The organism is Ruegeria sp. CDSB113, from assembly GCF_059611045.1.
The window spans coordinates 304,342-325,649 of the sequence record NZ_JBXWOU010000004.1; the positions used below are offsets into that span (position 1 = coordinate 304,342).

The window sequence follows — 21,308 nt, forward strand, 5'->3', positions numbered from 1 at the left end:
GGTTACTCCTGAATCAGGTCGATCTGACGGATGACTTCGGGGCCAACACCGTCCAAAGCGGGGCGTTCGATCTGCGACTGCTGCGTCAACTCGTCGATCTTGGCTTGAATCGCGTCCTGCTGAAGGGTCTGGGCCAGCTGTTCACGTACGGCATCAAGCCCCGGCGCTTCGGATTTTCGCATGTCGTTGAGAATGATCAGGTGCCAGCCGAACTGTGTTTGCACCGGATCCGATATCTGACCCTTTTCCAACGCAACAACGGCGTTTTCGAATTCCGGAACCATCTGGCCCTTGCCAAACCATCCCAATGATCCGCCATTAGGGCCCGATGGGCCGGTCGACTTTTCCTTGGCCGTCTCGGCAAAATCGCCGCCGTCATCCAGCAGAGTTTTGATTTCCTTGGCTTCTTCTTCGGTGGCAACAAGAATATGGCTGGCGTCGAACTCATCTTCGCCTTCGAAGTTGCCAAATTCCGCATCATAGGCTGCCTGAATTGACTCTTCGGTCACGACATCGCCCAGCAACGCATTTACTGTTTGCACCGCCCGCATGGACCGGCCTTCGTTTTCCAGCCCCAACTGGTTCAGCCGGTTCAGATCGTCCTGCTGCTGCGCCAACAATTGCTGCTGGATCAATTGCTCGATGACGAATTCGTACAGAACGTCATCTTCAATCTCGGCGTAATTCGGCGGCAGGGCTGCAACGGATGCGATAACGTGACCCAATGTGATTTCATCCCCGTTCACATTGGCGACAACCGTATCCGCGTCCGGCTTGGTTTCGGCGGCAAGCGGCATCGCCATCACGGCAGCCAGAGCCAGAGATGGCAGAAAAGTGAGGCCTTTGGGCATGGAATCATCCTATTTCTTTGCCGCGACGGGGCGTGGCGTTGACACTCTGGGACCTGCCGCTTACATCGCTTTGAAGCCTTGGACAGGGCCGCCTTTCATCCCCCGTATCTATGGGTTGCAAGCAAGGTGGGCAAGCCTGTCGCAACCAAGACAAGAACAGATCCGCTGGAGTGAACATGCTGGGACTCGGAACGCTCGCCAAAAAGGTGTTCGGAACACCGAACGACCGCAAGATCAAGGCGACCCGCCCGCTGGTCGAAAAGATCAATGCGCTGGAACCTGAGTTCGAAAAGCTGTCCGATGAGGGCCTGATCGAAAAGACCGCCGAACTGCGCAAACGCGCGCTGGAAGGTGAGGCGCTGGACGACTTGCTGCCCGAAGCTTTTGCCAACGTTCGCGAAGGTGCCAGACGCGCGCTGGGTCTGCGCGCCTTTGACGTACAGCTGATGGGCGGTGCGTTCCTGCATCAGGGCAACATCTCGGAAATGAAAACGGGTGAGGGCAAGACGCTGGTTGCGACCTTCCCCGCCTATCTGAACGCATTGACCGGCAAGGGCGTGCACGTGGTTACGGTAAACGAATACCTGGCCAAGCGTGACGCCGAATGGATGGGCAAGGTGTTTGGTGCCCTTGGCATGACCACCGGCGTGATCTGGTCGGGTCAGCCGGACGCCGAGAAAAAAGCCGCCTACGCCTGTGACGTCACCTATGCCACCAACAACGAGTTGGGCTTTGATTATCTGCGCGACAACATGAAGGCGGAGCTGGATCAGATTTACCAAAAGTACCACAATTTCGCGATTGTGGACGAGGTCGACTCGATCCTGATTGACGAGGCGCGGACGCCATTGATCATCTCGGGCCCTTCCGAGGACCGCTCGGATCTGTACACCGCCATCGACGCCCTGATCCCGTCGCTGAGCGATGATCACTTTACGCTGGACGAAAAGTCCCGGAGTGTGACCTTCACCGATGAGGGCAACGAGTTCCTGGAACAACAGCTGAACGCCAACGGTCTGATCCCGGAAGGCCATTCGCTGTATGATCCGGAAAGCACCACGGTCGTGCACCACGTCAACCAGGGCCTGCGCGCGCACAAGCTGTTTACGCGTGACAAGGACTACATCGTCCGTGACGGCAACGTCATTCTGATTGATGAATTCACTGGCCGGATGATGCCCGGGCGTCGCCTGTCCGAAGGCCTGCATCAGGCCATCGAAGCCAAGGAAGGCGTGCAGATTCAGCCTGAAAACGTGACACTGGCCAGTGTGACCTTCCAGAACTACTTCCGCCTGTATGACAAGCTAGGCGGCATGACCGGCACCGCGCTGACCGAGGCCGAAGAATTCGCCGAAATCTACGGTCTGGGCGTGGTCGAGGTTCCGACCAACAGGCCGATTGCCCGTCTTGACGAAGACGATCAGGTCTATCGCACTGCCGGTGAGAAATACGGCGCGATGATCAATGAGACCAAAGAAGCGCAGGAAAAGGGCCAGCCGGTTCTTTTGGGTACAACCTCGATCGAGAAATCCGAACTGCTAAGCCAGCTGCTGCAAAAGGAAGGTATCAAACACAACGTTCTGAACGCCCGCCAGCACGAGCAAGAAGCACAGATCGTGGCCGATGCCGGCCGGTATGGTGCGGTGACCATTGCCACCAACATGGCTGGCCGCGGCACCGACATTCAGCTGGGCGGCAATGTCGAGATGAATGTGCTGCAGGCGCTGGCCGAAAACCCCGAGGCCGATCCGGCTGAGCTGCGCGCCAAGGAAGAGGCCCACCACGCCGAGGAAAAGGAAAAGGTTCTGGCGGCCGGTGGTCTTTACGTCATGGCATCCGAACGTCACGAAAGCCGTCGGATCGACAACCAGCTGCGCGGTCGTTCGGGCCGTCAGGGCGACCCGGGCCGTACCGTGTTCTACCTGAGCCTCGAAGACGACCTGATGCGCATCTTCGGCTCAGAGCGGCTGGACAAGGTTCTGACCACGCTGGGCATGAAAGAGGGCGAGGCAATTGTTCATCCTTGGGTGAACAAGTCGCTGGAACGCGCACAGTCCAAGGTCGAAGGCCGAAACTTTGACATGCGTAAGAACGTTCTGAAATTTGACGACGTGATGAATGACCAACGTAAAGTGGTGTTCAGCCAGCGGCGCGAGATCATGTCGACCGACGACCTGTCCGAGATCGTCTCGGACATGCGCGAACAGGTGATCGACGATCTGATCGACGAATACATGCCGCCAAAAACCTATGCCGATCAGTGGGACACGGACGGCCTGCATGACGCGATCAAGGAAAAACTGACCATTGACGCACCGGTACAGGACTGGGCCGCCGAGGAAGGCGTCGATGATGAACAGGTGCGCGAGCGTCTGGTCAATGCCGCTGATGAGATGATGGCACAGAAAGCCGCGGCTTTTGGTCCCGAGAATATGCGCAACATCGAAAAGCAGGTTCTGCTGCAGACCATCGACGGCAAATGGCGCGAGCATCTGCTGACGCTGGAGCACCTGCGCTCGGTCGTTGGCTTCCGCGGTTACGCCCAGCGCGACCCGCTGAATGAATACAAGAACGAGAGCTTCCAGTTGTTTGAGTCCATGCTCGACAGTCTGCGCGAAACCGTGACTCAGCAATTGTCGCGCGTCCGTCCGCTGACCGAAGAGGAACAGCGCGAGATGCTGGCACAGATGCAGGCACAGCAAGCACAGGCACAACAGGCGGTGGATCAAGCTACCGATAAGGCAGAAGCACTGGCCGAAGCTCAGGCTTCAGGCGATGCACGCCCCGGCTTTGTCGAAGACGATTCCTCGACTTGGGGGAACCCGTCGCGCAACGATCTCTGCCCGTGTGGATCGGGCAAGAAATTCAAACATTGCCACGGCCGACTGACCTGACGTCACCTTGATCAAAACACATTGAGTCCGTTTCACGGCCACATATTGGCCGTGATTCAACTTCAGGATGCGACTCGCTCCTTCAACTGGGGAGGGTGTTTTGTTTGTAATAAAGAATTACGTGACCACTGGCGGCACCGTCGCTTGTGCCTTAGCCATTGGTTACCTGATGCAAAATGGATCGCCAGCGCAATCGGATGGCGCGCAGGCTCCTGTAACTGTGGTTGCCGCCAATCAGTCCTCGGTGATTGCCGGGCTGGAAGGAATTGTTCTGACCTCCTCGCTTCCGGCCGCTGATGCAACCACCGACATCAAGGCATCGCGGCGAGCCCTGCAACCCGCCCGATCGACCCCCTCTGATCAGAAAAGCTGCACTCTCAGTGCCCGCGCAAAATCCGTCCCCGGCGCTGCGGCGCGCCTGACCGTCAAAGCCCCCTGCCACGGCAATGAACGGATCGAAATCCATCACAGCGGACTAACAGTTACCCAACGAACGGACAAAAACGGCGCTTTGGATCTGACGATCCCGGCCCTGTCGGAATATGCGATCTTTCTGATCTCGGTAGATGATCAGACCGGGACCGTAGCCACCACTCACATCCCCGACCTGGCCAACTACAACCGCATCGCACTGCAATGGCAGGGTGAGACAGACCTGCAGATCCATGCGCTGGAATTTGGGGCCAGCTATGGAACCGCCGGACATGTATCGTCGAACCCTGACGCGAAAGGTGCGGGTAAGGTCGTGCATCTGGGCCAACAGGCGTTCGGCGACGCGCAGAATATCGAAATTTATTCCTTCCCTGCAGGCGAAACCAGCCAGACCGGTTCGATCGAACTGACGGTGGAGGCCGAAGTGACCGAAGCAAATTGCGGCCGGAATTTGGCCGTTCAATCACTCGAGCTGCGTGGCGATCGCCACCTGCGGTCGCGCGATTTGACGCTGCCCATGCCGGATTGCACGCAGGCCGGTGATTTTCTGGTGTTGAATAATCTGCTCCAAGACCTGACAATCGCGGCAAATTAAACCGTAGGCAGGCTCGACTTTCTTATGACATTTTTTCGTGTGGCAGTGGCTACACTGATTTCGGTGACTCTGGCGTCCTATGTGCACGCACAGGATATCACGCTGACCTCGCAAGACGGCAAAGTCGAGGTCACAGGCAACCTGCTGAGCTTTGATGGCGAGTTCTATCGCGTGGATACGCAGTTCGGTGAGCTGACAGTGGATGGGTCGGGTGTTACCTGCGAAGGACCCGCCTGCCCCAACCTTACGGATTTCGTGGCCGAGGTTCGGTTCTCTGGTTCCTCCGTCATGGCGGAAAAGGTACTGCCGGCCCTGATCGTTGGATTCGCCCAGCAAGAGGGGATGTCGGCGACGCCGCAGCGTTTGGATTCGGGCGCATTCACCTATGAGCTTCACCAGACCGGGCGCGATGCCCCTTTGGGACGGTTCTATTTCGCCCCCAACAACACAGGTGGCGGCTTTGCGGATCTGATCGCCGATGAGACCGATATCGTCATGGCGCTGCGTGAAATTCGCCCATCGGAACAAGAGGCTGTGCAAGCCGCTGGTCTGGGTGATCTGGCAGATGCAAGGCGATCCCGGGTCATCGCGCTGGACGCGCTGGTCCCAATTGTAGCCCGGGAAAACCCGGCGCGGCAAATTTCGCCCGCAGAACTGATGAGCGTGTTTTCCGGCGAGATCCAAAACTGGTCTGAATTAGGAGGACCTGATGCGCCCGTTTCCCTGCACTTACCAGACGCCGGTTCAGGTTTGGCGCAAGGGGTTGAGGATCGGTTGCTGGCCCCCGCTCAATCCACGCTGGCCGAGGGAATCGTCCGTCACACCCGTAGCAGCGATCTGGTTCTCGCTGTTGCTGACGACCCCTTTGCCATCGGTATCGCCAGCCATGCCGAGGTCGGGCCTGCCCGGGGCCTGCCTTTGTCCGGCGGTTGCGGTCACGCGCTGACCGCCACGCGGCAATCCATCAAGACCGAAGACTATCCGCTGACATCGCCGATGTTCCTGTATCTGCCGGAAATCCGCCTGCCCCGCATCGCACGGCAATTCCTGGCCTATTCGCAAAGCGCCGAGGCACAGATGGCGATCCGCGATGCCGGATTTGTGGATCAAGAACCCGAAACCATGCGGATCGGGTTGCAAGGGGATCGTCTGGCCAACGCAGTGGTTTCAGGTGGTGCCGAGGTCGGGTTGGAAGAGTTGCAGCGCATGATCGACACGCTGCGCCTGCAATCGCGCCTGTCGCTGTCGTTCCGGTTCGAGGCAGGTTCCTCAAAACCCGATGCGCAGTCACGCTCAAACATCCGGCAATTGGCCCATGCCCTTGAAACCGGAGCCATCGACGCGCGCAAACTGACCTTTGTCGGTTTCAGTGATGGTGACGGCGCGGCCTCATCCAATGCCAGGATCGCTTTGCTGCGGGCAAAAACCGTGCGCAACGCGGTGCTATCGGCGGTAGAAACAGCCATTCCGGATAGTGTCGAGATCGCCGTGGACGCATTTGGCGAGGCAATGCCCATGGCCTGTGATGACACAGACTGGGGCCGCAAAGTCAATCGCAGGGTCGAGGTCTGGGTTCAGTAACCCTTACAAATAGCCCTCGGACCGAAAGCTCAACTCATTCGATTTGCCAATGATCAGATGGTCATGCAGCGTCAGGCCCAGCGCGACGCAGGCATCCTGAATTCGGTTGGTCATATCGATATCCGATTGCGAAGGTGTCGGATCGCCCGATGGGTGATTGTGTACCAAGATTAGCGCCGAGGCATTCAGCTCCAGCGCGCGTTTGGCTACCTCACGCGGATAGACGGGAACGTGGTCGACAGTGCCTTTGGCCTGTTCTTCATCCGCGATAAGGACGTTCTTTCGATCGAGGTAGAACACGCGAAACTGCTCAGTCTCGCGATGCGCCATCGTCGTATGACAATAGTCCAGCAATGCGTCCCAGCCTGATACGACGTGCCGTTGCATGATCCGCGCGCGGGTCATCCGGTGCGCACAAGCCTCAAGGATTTTCAGGTCGGTGATCACCGTATCGCCGACGCCTTTGATTTGCCGCAGCCGTTCTTCGGGTGCGGTCAGCACGCGGTTAAAGTCGCCAAACGTATCCATCAGCGCACGGGCCAGGGGTTTGACATCCTGCCGGGGGATCGAGCGGAACAGGGCAAGTTCCAACAATTCGTAATCCGGCATTGCCGCCGATCCACCAGACATGAACCGTTCGCGCAAACGTTTGCGGTGATCTTTGATATACGACGGCAAGCGACCAGACGGCAGCGGTTGCACCGGGGCTTCGTCGGTTTCAAACAGCATCGGGGCTTCGGCAAAGGCGTCCTGAGTCATGGGACTACCGTGCCGCAGAATCGGTTTCTGAATGGTTAACGCGTCTCACCCGCAATGCGTGCGGTTGCCCGTCGAACGGTCAGGTGCAACAGGATCGAAAACACCCCCAGCGTCAGCATTGCCGCAAACATCAAATCGGTTTTGGCCCGCCCATTGGCTAGCAGCATTAGGTACCCCAATCCTTGCGACGACCCGACCCATTCGCCGATCACCGCTCCGATCGGGGCATAGACGGCCGCCAGCCGCATGCCCGAAGCCAATGAGGGCAAAGCTGCGGGGATACGAATGTGCCACAACAAGGCGCGCCGGCTGGCCTGCATGGTCCGCGCCAGATCAAGAAATCCGGGCGGCGTGCGCATCAACCCGTCAAAAAAGGAAGAGGTGATCGGGAAATAGATGATCAGCACTGCCATCGCGACCTTGGACCACAGACCATAGCCCAGCCAAAGCGTCAGCAACGGCGCCAGCGCGAAGACCGGCAACGCCTGCGTGAACACCAGCATCGGCTGCACCAGCACCCGCGCGGCGCGGGAATTCGCCAGTTGGAGCGCGGTAACGACCCCCAATACCGTCCCGCAGGCCAGGCCAATTATGACCTCAACGGCCGTGACCCATGTGTGCTCAGCAATGATCCAGCGGTATTGCCACCAGGTCTCAGCCACCAAAGCGGGGCCCGGAAGGATGAATTTCGGAAGGCCGGTTGCCGAGACGATTGCCTGCCAGATTGCCAACGCGAACAGAGTGGCGGCAAGGCCCGACAGCAGTTTCATGCCGCCTCCTCCCGCAACAGTCGCAGTAGCGCGCCTTGCGTTTCCAGCGTTTTCAGATCGTCCACCTTGCGCGGGGCCGGTGCATGTGGGGGCTGGCAGGGCGTTATGCCGTTCTGCGTCATGACCACGATGGATTGACCCAACCGCGCAGCCTCGCCCGGATCATGGGTGACCAGCAGAACAGTTCGGCCCTGTAACGCTTCGGCCGCAAGGTCCTGCATATCCGCGCGGGTGCGGGCGTCGAGGGCCGAAAACGGCTCATCCAACAAAACGATGGGCCGATCCTCCATCAACGTGCGAGCCAAGGCCACGCGTTGACGTTGCCCACCAGAGAGTTCGCCGGGCTTCTTCGTCATATGATCCTGCAGGCGCATCCGTTCGATCAGCTGATCACAGCGGCGCAAATCTGGCTTTTCTCCGCGCAACCGCGCACCCAACAAGACGTTCCGCGCCACAGTCGCCCAAGGCAGCAACAGATCGTCTTGCGCCATGTAGGCTACCCGCTCCCGCACAGATTGCCCGTCACTGGCGGTAATCTGACCGGTGAACTCTGCGCCAGTGTCCAAGCCCGCAATCAGGCGCAGAATGGTGGTTTTGCCGACCCCCGATCCACCCAGCAGACACGTCCACCGCCCTGCTGCAAGCGTCAGGGTCAACCGCGCGAACAATAACGCGTCGCCAATCGCAGCCGAACCACGGACGGTCAGATCGGGGGCTGGGGTCATGGGGTCAGGCCCATTTGCCAAAAATTGACCTCTAACTCGGTCGCGGTACGGAAGGTGTGGCACAGACGAGTCCAACGCGGGGATGCTTCGAAATTCTCGCCAATACGCCTCGTTAGAGCCTTATCCAACAATTCCCCAACCGCCACGCAGGCATCTTGGTAGTCATCGCTGGCATAGGTGGCGATCCAATCGCGATAGGTGTCAGACGTCGCCTCAGCGGCCAGCCGTGTGCCGATCTCTCCATAGCCCATCACACAAGGCACCAACGCCGCCAGGAGGTCGAGCAGATCGCCACTGTACCCCGCCTCAAGCACATAACGCGTATAGGCGAGGTTCTCAGCACGTTCCGGGGTGGAAAACAGCTGGTCCTGCGGGATGCCTTCGGCCTCGCAGATCCCGATATGCAGCTTCATCTCTTCGCTGATCAGCCCATTTACGGTGCGCGAGGCGGCCAACATTTCCGCGTGCGTTTCCGATTTCACCACCGCCAGCGCCCAGGCGCGCGAGAAATGAATCAGGAACACATAGTCCTGCCGCAGATAGTGCAGAAACGCCGCGCGCGGCAGAGTGCCGTCCTTCATCCCTTCGACAAAGGCGTGGCGGGTGTAATCCTGCCACGGCCCCTGCGCGGCATCGCGCATCAGCGCGAATGCTTTGCCATAGTCGCTCATTGCACGGTCACATCTATTGAGATGTCGCTGACCGGATTGATGCTGTCGATCATGCCGCTGTCTTTCAGGAACGCCTCGAAACGGGCATAGCGACCCGCATCAAAGCCCGCCGGGCGCAGCGCGAAACGGGGCAGTGTATCCACCCATGCGCGCGCGTTCAGCTCATCCTGCAATTCGGGCGAGGTGGCCGCAAAGATTTCCCAGCTTTTTTCCGGGTTGTTGACGATGAACTGGGTCGCTTTTTCGGTCGCAGCCAGGAAGCGGGCCACCTTGTCTGCATCCATCGTGTCGGGGTTGGCGACATAGATCAGCTCGTCATAGGACGGTACGCCTTCCTCCTCGATGTAGAAACAGCGACCCGCGACGCCTTCGATGTCCATCTGGTTCAGCTCAAAGTTCCGAAAGGCCCCGATCACCGCATCCACCTGACCGGTCATCAGCGAGGGCGACAGCGAGAAATTGACGTTGACCATCTCAATGTCGTCCAGCGCGACATCATGGGCGTTCAGCATGGCGCCCAGCACCGCCTCTTCCACGCCCGCGACCGAGAAGCCGATTTTTTTGCCCTTCAGATCGGCAAGCGTTTTGATCGGACCGTCCTGAAGCACCAGCAGACAATTCAACGGCGTCGCGACCAAGGTGCCGACGCGCTTCAGCGGCAGGCCCTCATGGATTTGCAGGTGAAGTTGCGGCTGGTAGGACACCGCCAGATCAGCTTGCCCGGCGGCAACCAGACGCGGAGGGGCCGATGGATCCGCGGGTGGCACAATCTCAATCTCCAGCCCCTCGTCGGCAAAGTATCCGTTCTCTTGCGCCACGATGATGGGCCCGTGGTCGGGGTTAACGAACCAGTCCAGCAGAACGGTCATCTTGTCTTCGGCCCAGGCCGGCGCGGCGGCCAGCAAGGCAATTGCTGTCATCAGCTTTTTCATATCTCGCGTATCCTTTTCATTCACGAGGTTGAGGCCGCGACGAGAACGATCTCGCCCGGCCAATCCGGTTGCAATTTTTCGGCGGCACGCCACGCACGCAGGCCCGTGGAACAGCAAAGTGCCAACCTTTTGTGCTTGTTAGGCTCATGTTTTACCGATTCAGGAGACCAGCGAAGCGCTTTGGGATGGATGGGTTCAGGGACCTCATCCGGGCTGCGCAACTCGATGATCAGATCCTCCGTGGTCAGTTGGCAGGCCGACACAAACGGGAAGTGATGGTTGGGCTCAGGCGCATCGTCAAAGCGGAACGTGCTGCTTCGCATCGTCTGGGCATCGAACTGTACCATCTGCCCCAAGGGCGAAGGGTCCAGCCCGAGAATAACGCTCAGCGCCATTTGCGCCTGCATTGCGCCAATCATTCCGACGATGGGACCCAACACACCGGCGGTGGCACAGCTTGCACCACTGCCCGGCGCGTCGGGAAAAACCGCCCGCAAAGATGGGGCACCGCCGCAGAAACCGGCGACATAGCCGGACAACCCCAGGACCGAAGCGCTTATCAACGGTTTGCACAGCGCGCGACACGTGTCCGACAACGTATAGCTTGCAGCATAACTGTCCGCGCAATCGAGAATGACGTCGGCTTGTGAGACAAAACGTTGCGAATTTAAATAAGTTAGAGCCTGATTTTTCGTGGAGATCGTAATTTCAGAGTTTAAGGCCTGACACCGCTCAGCCGCGACTTCGGCTTTGGGGCGGCCGCAATCCCGCTCGGCAAACAAGGTCTGGCGATGGAGGTTCGACAGGGCGACCTCATCGCGATCCTTGATGGTCAAATGCCCGACCCCGGCCCCAGCAAGCAAAGGCAAAACCGGCGCTGCCAGCCCCCCGGCCCCCACCACAAGAACCCGTGCGTCGGATAGGCGGGCTTGTCCACGCGCGCCGACCTCCGGCAAGATCATCTGACGGGCGTAGCGGCTCATCTGGTGACCTCGATCCACGCACGTACGCGGGCTTCTGGGTCTGCATTCAAGGTGATGTCTGTCACGACTGAGACAATGTCCGCCCCGGCCTGCAAGACGCCCGGCGCGCGCTCGACGCTCATCCCGCCAATACCGACTAAAGGGATATCCCCTACCCGCGCTTTCCATTCGGTGACCCGAGGAAGGCCCTGCTGTTCCCATTTCATCTTTTTCAGGATCGTTGGGTAGACCGGCCCCAGCGCGACATAGTCAGGGTTCATAGCCAGAACACGCTCAAGCTCGTCATCGTCATGGGTCGAGACACCCAGTTTCAGCCCTGCGCGTCGGATCGACTTCAGATCCGCATCATCCAGATCCTCTTGTCCCAGATGAATCCAGTCGCAGCCCGCCTCAATGGCAACCTGCCAATGGTCATTCACCACCAGAACAGCCCCATGCGCACGGCACAGATCCCGCGAAACCGCGATCTGTTCACGCACGACCGCATCCGCTTGGTCCTTGATCCGCAACTGCACCAGTTTCACGCCCAGGGGAAGCATCCGGCGCAACCAGTCGGAATGGTCGAAGATTGGATAAAACCGGTCGAGGTTCATGACAAAAACGCCTTTCCGATAACGGGGGTCGAGGGTTCGGCCATATCGCGCGCTTCGATCGGGTCGGCCTGATAGGCCAATCGCCCGGCCTCGATGGCCAGCTTCATCGCCTTGGCCATTGCGGCGGGATCGCCGGCCCGTGCCACCGCGGTGTTCAGCAGAACGGCATCATACCCAAGCTCCATCGCATGAGCGGCGTGGCTGGGCAGGCCGATACCTGCGTCGATCACCAGTGGTACTTCGGGAAACTCAACCCGCATTGCGCGCAGGGCGTATTCGTTGTTCAGACCGCGGCCCGAACCAATCGGGGCCCCCCAAGGCATCAGAACTTCACACCCTGCCGCCAAAAGGCGCTCACCCACGATCAGGTCGTCCGTGGTATAGGGAAACACCTCGAACCCGTCTTCGGTCAGAATGCGCGCGGCTTCGACCAGTTGGAACACATCAGGCTGCAGGCTGTCGGTATGCCCGATCAGTTCCAGCTTGATCCATTTGGTGTCAAACACCTCACGCGCCATATGAGCGGTGGTCACGGCCTCTTTCACAGTGTGGCAACCAGCCGTGTTCGGCAAAACCAGCGCACCCAAGTCGCGGATCATCTGCCAAAACGTCTGTCCTGCGCCAGCTTCGCGTCGCAAAGATACGGTGGCCACCCCGGCCCCGCTGTCCCGAAATGCCTGTTCCAAGATTGCGGGGCTTGGATATTGCGCGGTGCCCAGCATCAGCGGGTTCGTCAGTGATGTGCCGTAGAAGGTCTTCATCGCTCAGCCCCCCTGCATCGGGGCGACGACTTCGATCCGATCGCCATCCTTAATTTTACGGGCCTTGCGCAGGCTTGAGGGCACAAAACCCTCGTTCACAGCCGTCGCCACCCGGCCCGAAAACCCGCATTCCTGCAAAAGGTCGGCAAGAGTACCGGCCTGCACCTCGCGCATCTCGCCGTTAAGTACGATCTTCATCAACCAACTCCGAATGTTTGTTGTCCAACGCCAGGTCAGCCACGCCCTTTGCCAGCGCAGGAGCCAGCAGGTAGCCGTGGCGATAGAGGCCATTGGCGTAAATTGTCGGTCCCAGCCGCCGAATACGCGGCAGGTTGTCGGGGAAAGCCGGGCGCAGATCGACGCCGATTTCCAAAACTTCAGCCTCACCAAAGGCGGGGTTCAGGGCGTAGGCTGCGCTCAGCAACTCAAGCATCGAGCGTGCGGTAATTCGGCTGCTGTCCTCGGATTCGATCATTGTTGCGCCCAACATGTAGACGCAGTCGCCGCGTGGAACGATATACAGCGGCATCCGTGGATGAAGCAGGCGTATAGGCCGGGTCAGTGTCACGTCTGGGCACCGGATCACCAGCATCTCACCTTTCACGCCGCGCAAGTCCTGCAGGTATTCGCGCGCGTGCAGACCCCGGCAATCAATGGCGTTGTTCAACCCCGTCGGCGCACGCACATGGTGGAATTCAACACCGTGATCCTGAAGCTGGTGTGACAGATCCAGCAAGGCCTGACGCGGATCCAAATGGGCTTCCTCAGCAAAGTAGAGACCCTTACTGAAACCGTGGAGATCAGGCTCTAATAAAGCTAATTCTCTGTCATCAACTTCAGAAAATCCCTCCGTTCGTCGGGCGAAACGACGTAGATCCGGCAGGTCCCGTGGGTTTGCAACAGCCAGTGTGCCGCGCCTGTGAACCTGAGTTCGCTTTGCCCACCAGTCGATTGCCAATTGCCCCAGACGCAGGACAGGTTCCTCGGCGTTTTCATACTCGCACCACGGTGCCAACATTCCGCCCGCCCACCAGGAGCAACCATGCGGGCCCGGTGCACCGCCGGGATCAAACACCTGAACCTTGGCCCCACGCGCGACAAGTTCGGACGCGACGGCCAACCCGGCCACACCTGCCCCTATGATCGACCAGACGGTCACGCGGGCCAAACCTGATGGAAGTGATGAACAGGCCCGTGACCTTGCCCGATGTTCAAAGCATCGGCCTGAGCGATAGCGCCCTGCAGATAGTCATGTGCTTGCACCACGGTCTCGGTCAGCGAAAGGCTCTTGGCCAACCCGGCCGCTATGGATGAGGACAGGGTGCAGCCGGTTCCGTGGGTGTTGCGGGTCTGTCGGCGCGGCGCTTGAAACTGAGCAATCACGCCCGAATGTGAGATCAATATGTCGTGGCAGATGTCGCCCTTGCCGTGACCGCCCTTCATCAGAACCGCGCCAGCGCCAAGTGAACACAGATCTTGCCCTTGTGCGATCATCTGTTCGAGGCCGTCCGCGGACTCAAAGCCCAACAGACAGGCTGCTTCTGGAAGGTTTGGCGTCAACACGGTCGCGCGTGGCAACAATACGTCGCGCAGGGTTTGCACCGCCTCTTCTGCCAGCAAGGCATCGCCGGATTTCGCAATCATGACCGGATCTAAAACCACCGGCCCGTCAAAATCTGCGATACTGTCTGCGACACACTGGATGATCTGAGGGTTCGCCAGCATTCCAATCTTGATCGCACTAACATTCAGGTCGGTCAGAACAGCCTCGATCTGGGCTGAAATGACGTCCAGAGGGATGCCATGTACTGCCGTCACCGCGCGGGTATTCTGCGCTGTCACTGCGGTAATCACACTGGCACCGTAGACGCCAAGCGCCGACATGGCCTTGAGGTCTGCCTGAATTCCAGCCCCTCCGCCGCTGTCAGATCCTGCGATTGTTAAGGCAATAGGTGCCATGTCGTTGCTCCGGTTCAAAATGGGCAACGGGCATGGAAAACGTCTAAGCACTATAAGACCGTTCCCTACGCCGGTATTGCCCGGATCAGGTTCGATGGGTTAGCGCGTTCACGCCTCTCAGCCCTCAAGCAGGGCACCCCAACGGTTGGGGCGACACTCTCAGGGGAAGGCGGGGGAATCAAGGGCCAATTTTGGTGCAGATTACGGTCAAACTGGACTTATGAAATGCAAAAGCCGGCCTCAACGGACCGGCTTCTGTTTGATGTTCATGTGTGCAGGTTCAGCCCTTCATACCGTCCCAAAATGACTTGACGGACGAGAAAAAGCTTTTAGATTCCGGGTGGTTGTCTTCGCCCAGATCGTCGAACTCACGCAGCAGCTCTTTTTGACGGCTGGTCAGATTGACCGGGGTTTCGACGGCCAGTTCGATGAACATATCTCCAACGCCACCGCCGCGAAGGGCGGGCATGCCTTTGCTGCGCAAGCGCATCTGACGTCCTGACTGGCTGCCAGCCGGAATTTGCACGCGACCGCGACCACCGTCGATGGTGGGCACTTCGATCGAACCGCCCAGCGCTGCCTTGGCCATGCTGACCGGAACGCGGCAATACAAGTTCACACTGTCGCGTTCGAACAGCCTGTGGTCCGAGACCTCAACAAAAATGTACAGATCACCCGGAGGGCCTCCGCGCATCCCGGCCTCACCTTCGCCCGCAAGACGGATGCGTGTGCCGGTTTCGACACCGGCCGGAATGTTGACCGACAGCGCGCGTTCTTTTTCGACGCGCCCGGCGCCGCCGCATGATTTACAGGGGTTCTTGATAATTTGACCCAGACCCGAACAGGTCGGGCACGACCGTTCGACTGTAAAAAAGCCCTGTTGCGCCCGCACTTTCCCCATGCCCGAACAGGTCGGGCAGGTTGTGGGCTCAACCCCGCCTTCCGCACCCGAGCCGTCACAGGCCGAGCAGGCCACGGCAGCAGGCACGTTGATCGTCTTTTGCAGGCCCGCGAATGCTTCTTCCAAGCTTACGCGCAGGTTGTAGCGCAGGTCTGACCCGCGCGCGGCCCGTCGACCACCCCCGGTAGCACCGCGCTGACCACCCATGAAATCACCGAACAGGTCGTCGAACACGTCCGAGAAGGCACTGGAGAAATCGCCCTGTCCGCCAAATCCGCCGCCTGGACGGCCACCGCCGCCCATACCGTTTTCAAACGCGGCATGACCAAAACGGTCATACGCGGCCTTTTTTTCGGCATCGCGCAAGACGTCGTAAGCTTCGTTCGCTTCTTTGAACTGAGCCTCGGAATCCGGGTTGTCCTTGTTGCGGTCGGGATGCAATTCCTTGGCTTTCGTTCGAAAGCCCTTCTTGATCTCGTCCGCTGATGCGCCCTTGGACACGCCGAGCACATCATAGTAGTCGCGTTTTGACATCAGTATTTCCTTCTGCCGCAACGTAATCGGGCCGGCCCGGTGACCGGACCGGCCCGAATTGGCCCGGTTTCCCGTTACTTACGCTTTTCGTCGTCAAGATCTTCGAATTCGGCATCGACGATATCGTCTTCACCAGCCGGAGCAGCATCCGCCGCCGCAGGCTCATCCTCGGTCTCTTCAGACTGCGCCTTGTAGATGGCTTCGCCCAGCTTCATGGCGGCTTCGGTCACGTTCTGAATGCCTGACTTGATCTTGTCGGCATTCTCAGTTTCCAGCTCGTCCTTCAGCGCGACAATCGCCAGCTCGATGGCTTCGATGGTGGTCGGGTCGACCTTGTCGGCATGCTCTTCCATCGACTTCTCGGTCGAGTGGATGAGGCTTTCCGCCTGGTTCTTCGCCTCGATCAGCTCGCGGCGTTCCTTGTCCGCCTCGGCGTTCTCTTCGGCGTCCTTGACCATCTTGTCGATATCTTCGTCCGACAGACCACCCGATGCCTGGATGGTGATCTTCTGCTCTTTGCCGGTGCCTTTGTCCTTGGCCGAAACCGAGACAATGCCGTTGGCGTCGATGTCAAAAGTCACCTCGATCTGAGGCATGCCGCGCGGTGCGGGCGGGATATCTTCAAGGTTGAACTGACCCAGGATCTTGTTATCCGCAGCCATTTCGCGCTCACCCTGGAAACAGCGGATGGTCACAGCGTTCTGATTGTCCTCGGCGGTCGAGAAGACCTGAGACTTTTTCGTCGGGATCGTGGTGTTGCGATCGATCAGACGGGTGAACACGCCGCCCAGGGTTTCGATGCCCAAGCTCAGCGGGGTTACGTCCAGCAGAACCACGTCTTTGACGTCGCCCTGCAGAACACCGGCCTGAATGGCGGCGCCCATGGCAACAACTTCGTCCGGGTTCACGCCTTTGTGGGGCTCTTTGCCGAAGAATTTGGTGACCTCTTCGATCACCTTCGGCATGCGAGTCATACCACCGACCAGAACAACCTCATCAATGTCGCCCGCCGACAGACCGGCGTCTTTCAATGCGGCCTGACAGGGTTTCATCGACTTCTTGATCAGATCGCCGACCAGCGATTCCAGCTTGGCACGGGTCAGCTTCATGACCATGTGCAGCGGCTGACCGTTGGCGCCCATCGAGATGAACGGCTGGTTGATCTCGGTCTGCGAGGTCGAGGACAGTTCGATCTTGGCTTTTTCAGCGGCTTCTTTCAGACGCTGCAGGGCCATCTTGTCGCTGGACAGATCGACACCGTGTTCCTTTTTGAACTCATCCGCCAGGTAGTTGACGATGCGCATGTCAAAGTCTTCACCACCCAGGAAGGTGTCGCCATTGGTCGATTTGACCTCGAACAGCCCGTCGTCGATTTCCAGAATGGTCACGTCGAACGTACCACCACCAAGGTCATAGACCGCGATGGTTTGGGTTTCTTCTTTGTCCAGACCATAGGCCAGCGCAGCCGCTGTCGGTTCGTTGATGATCCGCAGCACTTCCAGACCGGCGATTTTGCCTGCGTCTTTGGTGGCCTGACGCTGGGCGTCATTGAAATACGCGGGAACGGTGATGACCGCCTGCGTGACTTCTTCACCCAGATAGCTCTCGGCGGTTTCCTTCATCTTGCCTAGAGTGAAGGCCGAAATCTGGCTTGGAGAGTATTTTTCACCGCGGGCTTCCACCCACGCGTCACCGTTGCCACCATCCACGATGGCGTACGGCACCATTTTCTTGTCCTTCTGGACTTCTGCATCATCCACACGACGACCGATCAGACGCTTGACGCCAAATATCGTGTTGTCGGGGTTGGTGACCGCCTGACGTTTTGCAGGCTGACCGACCAGACGCTCATCTTCGGTGAAGGCGACGATCGAAGGCGTGGTCCGCGCCCCTTCTGCGTTTTCGATGACCTTCGGCTGAGAGCCGTCCATGATGGCCACACACGAGTTGGTGGTCCCGAGGTCAATACCGATTACTTTTCCCATATGTTCAATCCCTTTCTCTTCAAGGCGATGTCTCGAGGTCCGGACCCGTTATGGCATCCGGTCCCGATCTGGTTTGCGCAACAGCACTACACCATCGCGCGTCCCGGCGTATATAAGGGCGAGATCAGAGGCCTGCAAGCGGTGTAAAAGGCAGGTTTTCGGGAATCTGCGGCCTTTTTGACAAGGTTTTGGCAAGGATTGGGGAATCTTCAATGGCGCGGCTGCTCTTGCGCGGATTTGACATCAGAAAAGCCTATCTGGACGTTGCGGCACAAACGCAACTGATTGAGGCGTTGCGCCCGATTCTGAAATCGGCGCCGCTGTTCCGGCCGGTTACGCCTTCGGGCAAGGAAATGTCGGTGCGCATGACCTCAGCCGGAGCGCTTGGCTGGGTCACTGACAAAGGGGGCTACCGATATCAGGCGCAGCACCCTAAAGGAACGGTGTGGCCCGACATTCCCGATACGATACTGGGCATCTGGCGCAAGCTTGCCAGCGCCCAACGCGATCCGGATTGCTGTCTGATCAACTACTACGGCGAAGGGGCGCGCATGGGGTTGCATCAAGACAAGGACGAGGCAGACTTTTCATGGCCAGTTCTGTCGATATCGCTGGGCGACGATGCCCTTTTCCGCATCGGAAACGAAACCCGGGGCGGCAAGACGGAGTCCATATGGTTGAGCTCGGGCGACGTCGTGGTCATGGGCGGCCCGGCCCGCCTAAAATATCACGGGGTAGACCGCATCCGTTTCGGTTCGTCCAAGCTGTTGCCCAAGGGCGGGCGGATCAACCTGACTTTACGGGTCGCGAATTAGCGGCGTGCGCCCCAACTGGCCGAGACATGCTGACGGGTGTAAAAAATCCCCAGCAATCCAATCATCAACAAGGCCAGCCCAACCCAGACCGCATATTCCCAACTGGAATTGCGCGGGAAGTAGTTACGAAAGACAAAGCCGCGGCACTGGTCGATCACATGAAACAGTGGATTCCAAGCAAAGAAACTCAGCATGAAGCCCCCCAGCGCATTTCCTACAACCATTTTGCCTGAAAAAATCATGTTCATGCGCCGGTACACGTTTTTCAGAATTTCAGAAGTCCCTGGGAACCACGGCTTGAGGGCCATGAAAACAACTCCCACCGCACATCCTGTGAACCAGGCCAGAATCAGCATATAGAACGCGCCGCCCGGCTCTTGGATCTCTAACGGCTCAATAATAACGCTGTAGGCGAAGAGGATCACAAGGACCGAGACCAATTGCGTATAAAGCGATCCGAAGGCAGTCGCCAACAGTGCGACCATCATATTCATCGGAGAGTGCAGCATCATCGGGTTGTTTCCTGTAGCCACGCCAGCGACCGCCGAGACGGCCTTAATGTGGGTCAGAAACAAAAAGACACCTGATAACAGAAACAGGATAAAGTTGCCCCTGATCTTGGCCACACGTGTGCCCAGCATCGTCATGATCAGATAAAACACAGTCACAAGTGCGAGAATTTGTACGATATTCACAATGATTGCGATCACGGCATTCGCATGATTGGAACGTATCCCACGCACCACCGCGTGATAGATAAGCTCAGCAGTCGTGAAAGCGCTGCCCAGAAGCGTCTGTTTTCGCTTAAAATAAAACACTCAGTACACTCTTTCCCGCTGAACTGCCTGCAAACTGCCACGAAATTCTTGCCGTTCCGTAACCGCCGCATCATAAGGCCCACAAGGATTTCGATCAACAAACTACAGCAACGGAGCATTTTTGTGACCTACGACGCCCTTATTCCCGTAATCAGACGTCTGGCGCTGGAAGCCGGGGACACGATCATGCAGATTTACGAGGCGGATGATTTCGACGTCAAAGTCAAATCCGACGCCAGCCCGGTGACCGAGGCGGATGAGGCAGCCGATGCCCTGATCTCGGCGGGCTTGCGCGCGGCATTCCCGGATATTCTGCTGGTGACCGAAGAACAGGCCGCCTCCCATTCCGAAAAAGGCGACACATTTCTGATCGTCGATCCGCTGGACGGCACCAAGGAATTCATCAACCGACGCGGTGATTTCACCGTGAATATCGCGCTGGTCGAAAACGGAGTGCCAACTCGGGGCGTTGTGTATGCACCGGCCAAGGGGCGCATGTTCTACACGCAAGCAGACGGTCAATCAGTTGAGGAAACCGGCGCGCTGAACAAAGCGCAGACCGGCGATGTGACCCCGATTTCGGTGTCTGAACCTGACAATTCGGCACTTTTGATCGTCGCGTCAAAATCACACCGCGATCAGGCGACCGAAGATTACATCAACAAATATCAGGTAAAGGACAGCAAAAGCGCAGGCTCGTCCCTGAAATTCTGTCTGGTCGCGACCGGAGAAGCGGATTTGTATCCCCGCGTCGGCCGCACAATGGAGTGGGACACCGCCGCTGGTCACGCCGTTTTGGCGGGTGCGGGTGGCAAGGTTGTTCGCTTCGATGACCACTCGTCATTGACCTATGGCAAGGACGGCTATGCAAACCCGTTCTTTATCGCCTACGCTCCGGGCGTTGACCTGAAGGAGGCCTGATGTCCGTATTGATTGCCATCCCCGCCCGCTATGCCTCGACCCGCTACCCCGGCAAGCCGCTGGTTCCGCTGACCGGGGCAAGCGGCAATGCGATGACCCTGATCGAACGATCCTGGCGCGCCGCCTGTTCCGTATCGGGCGTGGACAAGGTTGTTGTCGCCACCGACGACGACCGCATCCGCGACGTGGCCGAAGGGTTCGGGGCCGAGGTGGTGATGACATCCGAGACTTGCGGCAATGGCACCGAGCGCTGCGCCGAGGCCCATACAGCTTTGGGCGCGGGCTATGAGATCGTGGTGAACCTGCAAGGGGATGCACCACTGACACCACATTGGTTTGTCGAAGACCTGATCGCCGGTCTGCGCGCCGCACCCGAGGCAGGTGTCGCCACGCCGGTTCTGCGGTGTGACGGAGATGCTTTGAACAGCCTGCTGAACGATCGTAAAAACGGCCGGGTCGGCGGCACAACAGCCGTATTTGCGACTGATCACAGCGCAATGTATTTTTCGAAAGAGGTCGTGCCTTTTACCGCCGAAACTTTTGCTGGCATCGAACCGACGCCGGTGTTTCACCATGTCGGCGTTTACGCCTACCGCCCCGATGCGCTGTCAGCCTATCCAACCTGGCCAGTGGGACCTTTGGAACAATTGGAAGGGCTGGAACAGCTGCGCTTCATGGAAAACGGTCGCAAGGTTCTGTGCGTTGAGGTTGAGGCAAAGGGCCGCCAATTCTGGGAATTGAACAACCCGCAAGATGTGCCGAAACTCGAAGAGATGATGGCCGCTATGGGGTTGGATTGACCCATTTTCACCTGAACTCCTGTCAAGA

At 58.5% G+C, this 21,308-nt stretch carries 21 protein-coding genes and 1 riboswitch; of the genes, 6 read left to right on the forward strand and 15 right to left on the reverse strand.

What is annotated here, in order from left to right:
- Positions 1–2 precede the first annotated feature (2 nt).
- A complete protein-coding gene (locus tag AC2FIS_RS10410; protein WP_496773245.1) occupies positions 3–851 on the reverse strand; it encodes a peptidylprolyl isomerase in 849 nt (282 codons plus the stop codon).
- Positions 852–1,027: 176 nt separating this feature from the next.
- On the opposite strand from AC2FIS_RS10410, the gene secA reads away from it, so the two are divergent.
- The 3 genes from secA (at position 1,028) to AC2FIS_RS10425 (ending at position 6,353) form a co-directional block, all read left to right on the forward strand.
- Positions 1,028–3,745, forward strand: coding sequence for a preprotein translocase subunit SecA (gene secA, locus AC2FIS_RS10415; RefSeq protein WP_496773247.1), 2,718 nt, complete (start codon positions 1,028–1,030; stop codon positions 3,743–3,745).
- A gap of 100 nt (positions 3,746–3,845) precedes the next feature.
- On the forward strand, positions 3,846–4,772 hold the full coding sequence (locus AC2FIS_RS10420) for a hypothetical protein (RefSeq protein ID WP_496773248.1): 927 nt from the start codon (positions 3,846–3,848) through the stop codon (positions 4,770–4,772).
- Positions 4,773–4,796: 24 nt separating this feature from the next.
- Positions 4,797–6,353, forward strand: a complete 1,557-nt coding sequence (locus AC2FIS_RS10425) for a phosphate ABC transporter substrate-binding/OmpA family protein (RefSeq protein WP_496773249.1) — start codon at positions 4,797–4,799, stop codon at positions 6,351–6,353.
- Positions 6,354–6,356: 3 nt separating this feature from the next.
- On the opposite strand, the gene radC is transcribed toward AC2FIS_RS10425, so the two are convergent.
- From radC to dnaK, 13 genes are all read right to left on the reverse strand, one after another.
- On the reverse strand, positions 6,357–7,112 hold the full coding sequence (radC, locus tag AC2FIS_RS10430) for a RadC family protein (protein WP_496773251.1): 756 nt from the start codon (positions 7,110–7,112) through the stop codon (positions 6,357–6,359).
- 35 nt (positions 7,113–7,147) lie between these two features.
- Positions 7,148–7,882, reverse strand: a complete 735-nt coding sequence (locus AC2FIS_RS10435; RefSeq protein WP_496773252.1) for an ABC transporter permease — start codon at positions 7,880–7,882, stop codon at positions 7,148–7,150.
- Positions 7,879–8,607, reverse strand: coding sequence for an ABC transporter ATP-binding protein (locus AC2FIS_RS10440; RefSeq protein WP_496773253.1), 729 nt, complete (start codon positions 8,605–8,607; stop codon positions 7,879–7,881). Before AC2FIS_RS10440 ends, AC2FIS_RS10435 begins: the two co-directional genes overlap by 4 nt.
- Positions 8,604–9,278 (reverse strand): thiaminase II, encoded by a 675-nt coding sequence (tenA, locus tag AC2FIS_RS10445; protein ID WP_496773254.1) that lies wholly within the window; start codon positions 9,276–9,278, stop codon positions 8,604–8,606. Before tenA ends, AC2FIS_RS10440 begins: the two co-directional genes overlap by 4 nt.
- The gene (locus AC2FIS_RS10450; RefSeq protein ID WP_496773255.1) at positions 9,275–10,210 is read right to left on the reverse strand and encodes an ABC transporter substrate-binding protein; all 936 of its coding nucleotides are present in this window, start codon (positions 10,208–10,210) and stop codon (positions 9,275–9,277) included. Before AC2FIS_RS10450 ends, tenA begins: the two co-directional genes overlap by 4 nt.
- A gap of 20 nt (positions 10,211–10,230) precedes the next feature.
- Positions 10,231–11,193: a HesA/MoeB/ThiF family protein gene (locus AC2FIS_RS10455; RefSeq protein WP_496773256.1), complete on the reverse strand. Its 963-nt coding sequence runs from the start codon at positions 11,191–11,193 to the stop codon at positions 10,231–10,233.
- Positions 11,190–11,786: a thiamine phosphate synthase gene (locus AC2FIS_RS10460; RefSeq protein WP_496773257.1), complete on the reverse strand. Its 597-nt coding sequence runs from the start codon at positions 11,784–11,786 to the stop codon at positions 11,190–11,192. Before AC2FIS_RS10460 ends, AC2FIS_RS10455 begins: the two co-directional genes overlap by 4 nt.
- Entirely contained in the window at positions 11,783–12,547 is a 765-nt protein-coding gene (locus AC2FIS_RS10465) for a thiazole synthase (RefSeq protein ID WP_496773259.1), read from the reverse strand. Before AC2FIS_RS10465 ends, AC2FIS_RS10460 begins: the two co-directional genes overlap by 4 nt.
- A gap of 3 nt (positions 12,548–12,550) precedes the next feature.
- Positions 12,551–12,745, reverse strand: coding sequence for a sulfur carrier protein ThiS (thiS, locus tag AC2FIS_RS10470; RefSeq protein WP_058279229.1), 195 nt, complete (start codon positions 12,743–12,745; stop codon positions 12,551–12,553).
- Complete coding sequence (locus tag AC2FIS_RS10475; protein WP_496773260.1) at positions 12,729–13,706, reverse strand: FAD-dependent oxidoreductase; 978 nt, start codon at positions 13,704–13,706, stop codon at positions 12,729–12,731. The genes thiS and AC2FIS_RS10475 overlap by 17 nt, the downstream gene beginning before the upstream one ends.
- On the reverse strand, positions 13,703–14,506 hold the full coding sequence (gene thiD / locus AC2FIS_RS10480; RefSeq protein ID WP_496773261.1) for a bifunctional hydroxymethylpyrimidine kinase/phosphomethylpyrimidine kinase: 804 nt from the start codon (positions 14,504–14,506) through the stop codon (positions 13,703–13,705). The genes AC2FIS_RS10475 and thiD overlap by 4 nt, the downstream gene beginning before the upstream one ends.
- 45 nt (positions 14,507–14,551) lie before the next feature.
- A riboswitch (TPP riboswitch) is annotated at positions 14,552–14,657 on the reverse strand.
- 129 nt (positions 14,658–14,786) lie between these two features.
- The gene (dnaJ, locus tag AC2FIS_RS10485; RefSeq protein ID WP_496773262.1) at positions 14,787–15,941 is read right to left on the reverse strand and encodes a molecular chaperone DnaJ; all 1,155 of its coding nucleotides are present in this window, start codon (positions 15,939–15,941) and stop codon (positions 14,787–14,789) included.
- A 74-nt stretch (positions 15,942–16,015) separates the two neighbouring features.
- Positions 16,016–17,926: a molecular chaperone DnaK gene (dnaK, locus tag AC2FIS_RS10490; RefSeq protein WP_058275103.1), complete on the reverse strand. Its 1,911-nt coding sequence runs from the start codon at positions 17,924–17,926 to the stop codon at positions 16,016–16,018.
- A gap of 212 nt (positions 17,927–18,138) precedes the next feature.
- Here dnaK and AC2FIS_RS10495 point away from each other — a divergent pair, with 212 nt between their 5' ends.
- The gene (locus tag AC2FIS_RS10495; RefSeq protein WP_496773263.1) at positions 18,139–18,741 is read left to right on the forward strand and encodes an alpha-ketoglutarate-dependent dioxygenase AlkB family protein; all 603 of its coding nucleotides are present in this window, start codon (positions 18,139–18,141) and stop codon (positions 18,739–18,741) included.
- On the opposite strand, the gene AC2FIS_RS10500 is transcribed toward AC2FIS_RS10495, so the two are convergent.
- Positions 18,738–19,559 carry an ABC transporter permease gene (locus AC2FIS_RS10500; protein ID WP_496773265.1) on the reverse strand — a complete coding sequence of 274 codons (822 nt, stop codon included), beginning with the start codon at positions 19,557–19,559 and terminating at the stop codon, positions 18,738–18,740. The genes AC2FIS_RS10495 and AC2FIS_RS10500 overlap by 4 nt on opposite strands.
- A gap of 123 nt (positions 19,560–19,682) precedes the next feature.
- Between AC2FIS_RS10500 and cysQ the strand changes: the two genes are divergently transcribed.
- Both cysQ and AC2FIS_RS10510 read left to right on the forward strand, forming a co-directional pair.
- Positions 19,683–20,480 carry a 3'(2'),5'-bisphosphate nucleotidase CysQ gene (gene cysQ, locus AC2FIS_RS10505; RefSeq protein ID WP_496773266.1) on the forward strand — a complete coding sequence of 266 codons (798 nt, stop codon included), beginning with the start codon at positions 19,683–19,685 and terminating at the stop codon, positions 20,478–20,480.
- Complete coding sequence (locus tag AC2FIS_RS10510) at positions 20,480–21,280, forward strand: 3-deoxy-manno-octulosonate cytidylyltransferase (RefSeq protein ID WP_496773267.1); 801 nt, start codon at positions 20,480–20,482, stop codon at positions 21,278–21,280. The genes cysQ and AC2FIS_RS10510 overlap by 1 nt, the downstream gene beginning before the upstream one ends.
- The last annotated feature ends 28 nt before the right edge of the window (positions 21,281–21,308 follow it).

Bases quoted from the DNA above. Each gene is read 5' to 3' on its own strand.
- AC2FIS_RS10465 (WP_496773259.1), bottom strand. From the start codon at position 12,547: ATGAAGACCTTCTACGGCACATCACTGACGAACCCGCTGATGCTGGGC.
- AC2FIS_RS10435 (WP_496773252.1), bottom strand. From the start codon at position 7,882: ATGAAACTGCTGTCGGGCCTTGCCGCCACTCTGTTCGCGTTGGCAATC.
- AC2FIS_RS10455 (WP_496773256.1), bottom strand. From the start codon at position 11,193: ATGAGCCGCTACGCCCGTCAGATGATCTTGCCGGAGGTCGGCGCGCGT.
- AC2FIS_RS10425 (WP_496773249.1), top strand. From the start codon at position 4,797: ATGACATTTTTTCGTGTGGCAGTGGCTACACTGATTTCGGTGACTCTG.
- dnaJ (WP_496773262.1), bottom strand. From the start codon at position 15,941: ATGTCAAAACGCGACTACTATGATGTGCTCGGCGTGTCCAAGGGCGCA.
- radC (WP_496773251.1), bottom strand. From the start codon at position 7,112: ATGACTCAGGACGCCTTTGCCGAAGCCCCGATGCTGTTTGAAACCGAC.
- AC2FIS_RS10495 (WP_496773263.1), top strand. From the start codon at position 18,139: ATGGCGCGGCTGCTCTTGCGCGGATTTGACATCAGAAAAGCCTATCTG.
- tenA (WP_496773254.1), bottom strand. From the start codon at position 9,278: ATGAGCGACTATGGCAAAGCATTCGCGCTGATGCGCGATGCCGCGCAG.
- AC2FIS_RS10440 (WP_496773253.1), bottom strand. From the start codon at position 8,607: ATGACCCCAGCCCCCGATCTGACCGTCCGTGGTTCGGCTGCGATTGGC.
- AC2FIS_RS10460 (WP_496773257.1), bottom strand. From the start codon at position 11,786: ATGAACCTCGACCGGTTTTATCCAATCTTCGACCATTCCGACTGGTTG.
- AC2FIS_RS10510 (WP_496773267.1), top strand. From the start codon at position 20,480: ATGTCCGTATTGATTGCCATCCCCGCCCGCTATGCCTCGACCCGCTAC.
- thiS (WP_058279229.1), bottom strand. From the start codon at position 12,745: ATGAAGATCGTACTTAACGGCGAGATGCGCGAGGTGCAGGCCGGTACT.
- thiD (WP_496773261.1), bottom strand. From the start codon at position 14,506: ATGGCACCTATTGCCTTAACAATCGCAGGATCTGACAGCGGCGGAGGG.
- AC2FIS_RS10410 (WP_496773245.1), bottom strand. From the start codon at position 851: ATGCCCAAAGGCCTCACTTTTCTGCCATCTCTGGCTCTGGCTGCCGTG.
- AC2FIS_RS10450 (WP_496773255.1), bottom strand. From the start codon at position 10,210: ATGAAAAAGCTGATGACAGCAATTGCCTTGCTGGCCGCCGCGCCGGCC.
- secA (WP_496773247.1), top strand. From the start codon at position 1,028: ATGCTGGGACTCGGAACGCTCGCCAAAAAGGTGTTCGGAACACCGAAC.
- dnaK (WP_058275103.1), bottom strand. From the start codon at position 17,926: ATGGGAAAAGTAATCGGTATTGACCTCGGGACCACCAACTCGTGTGTG.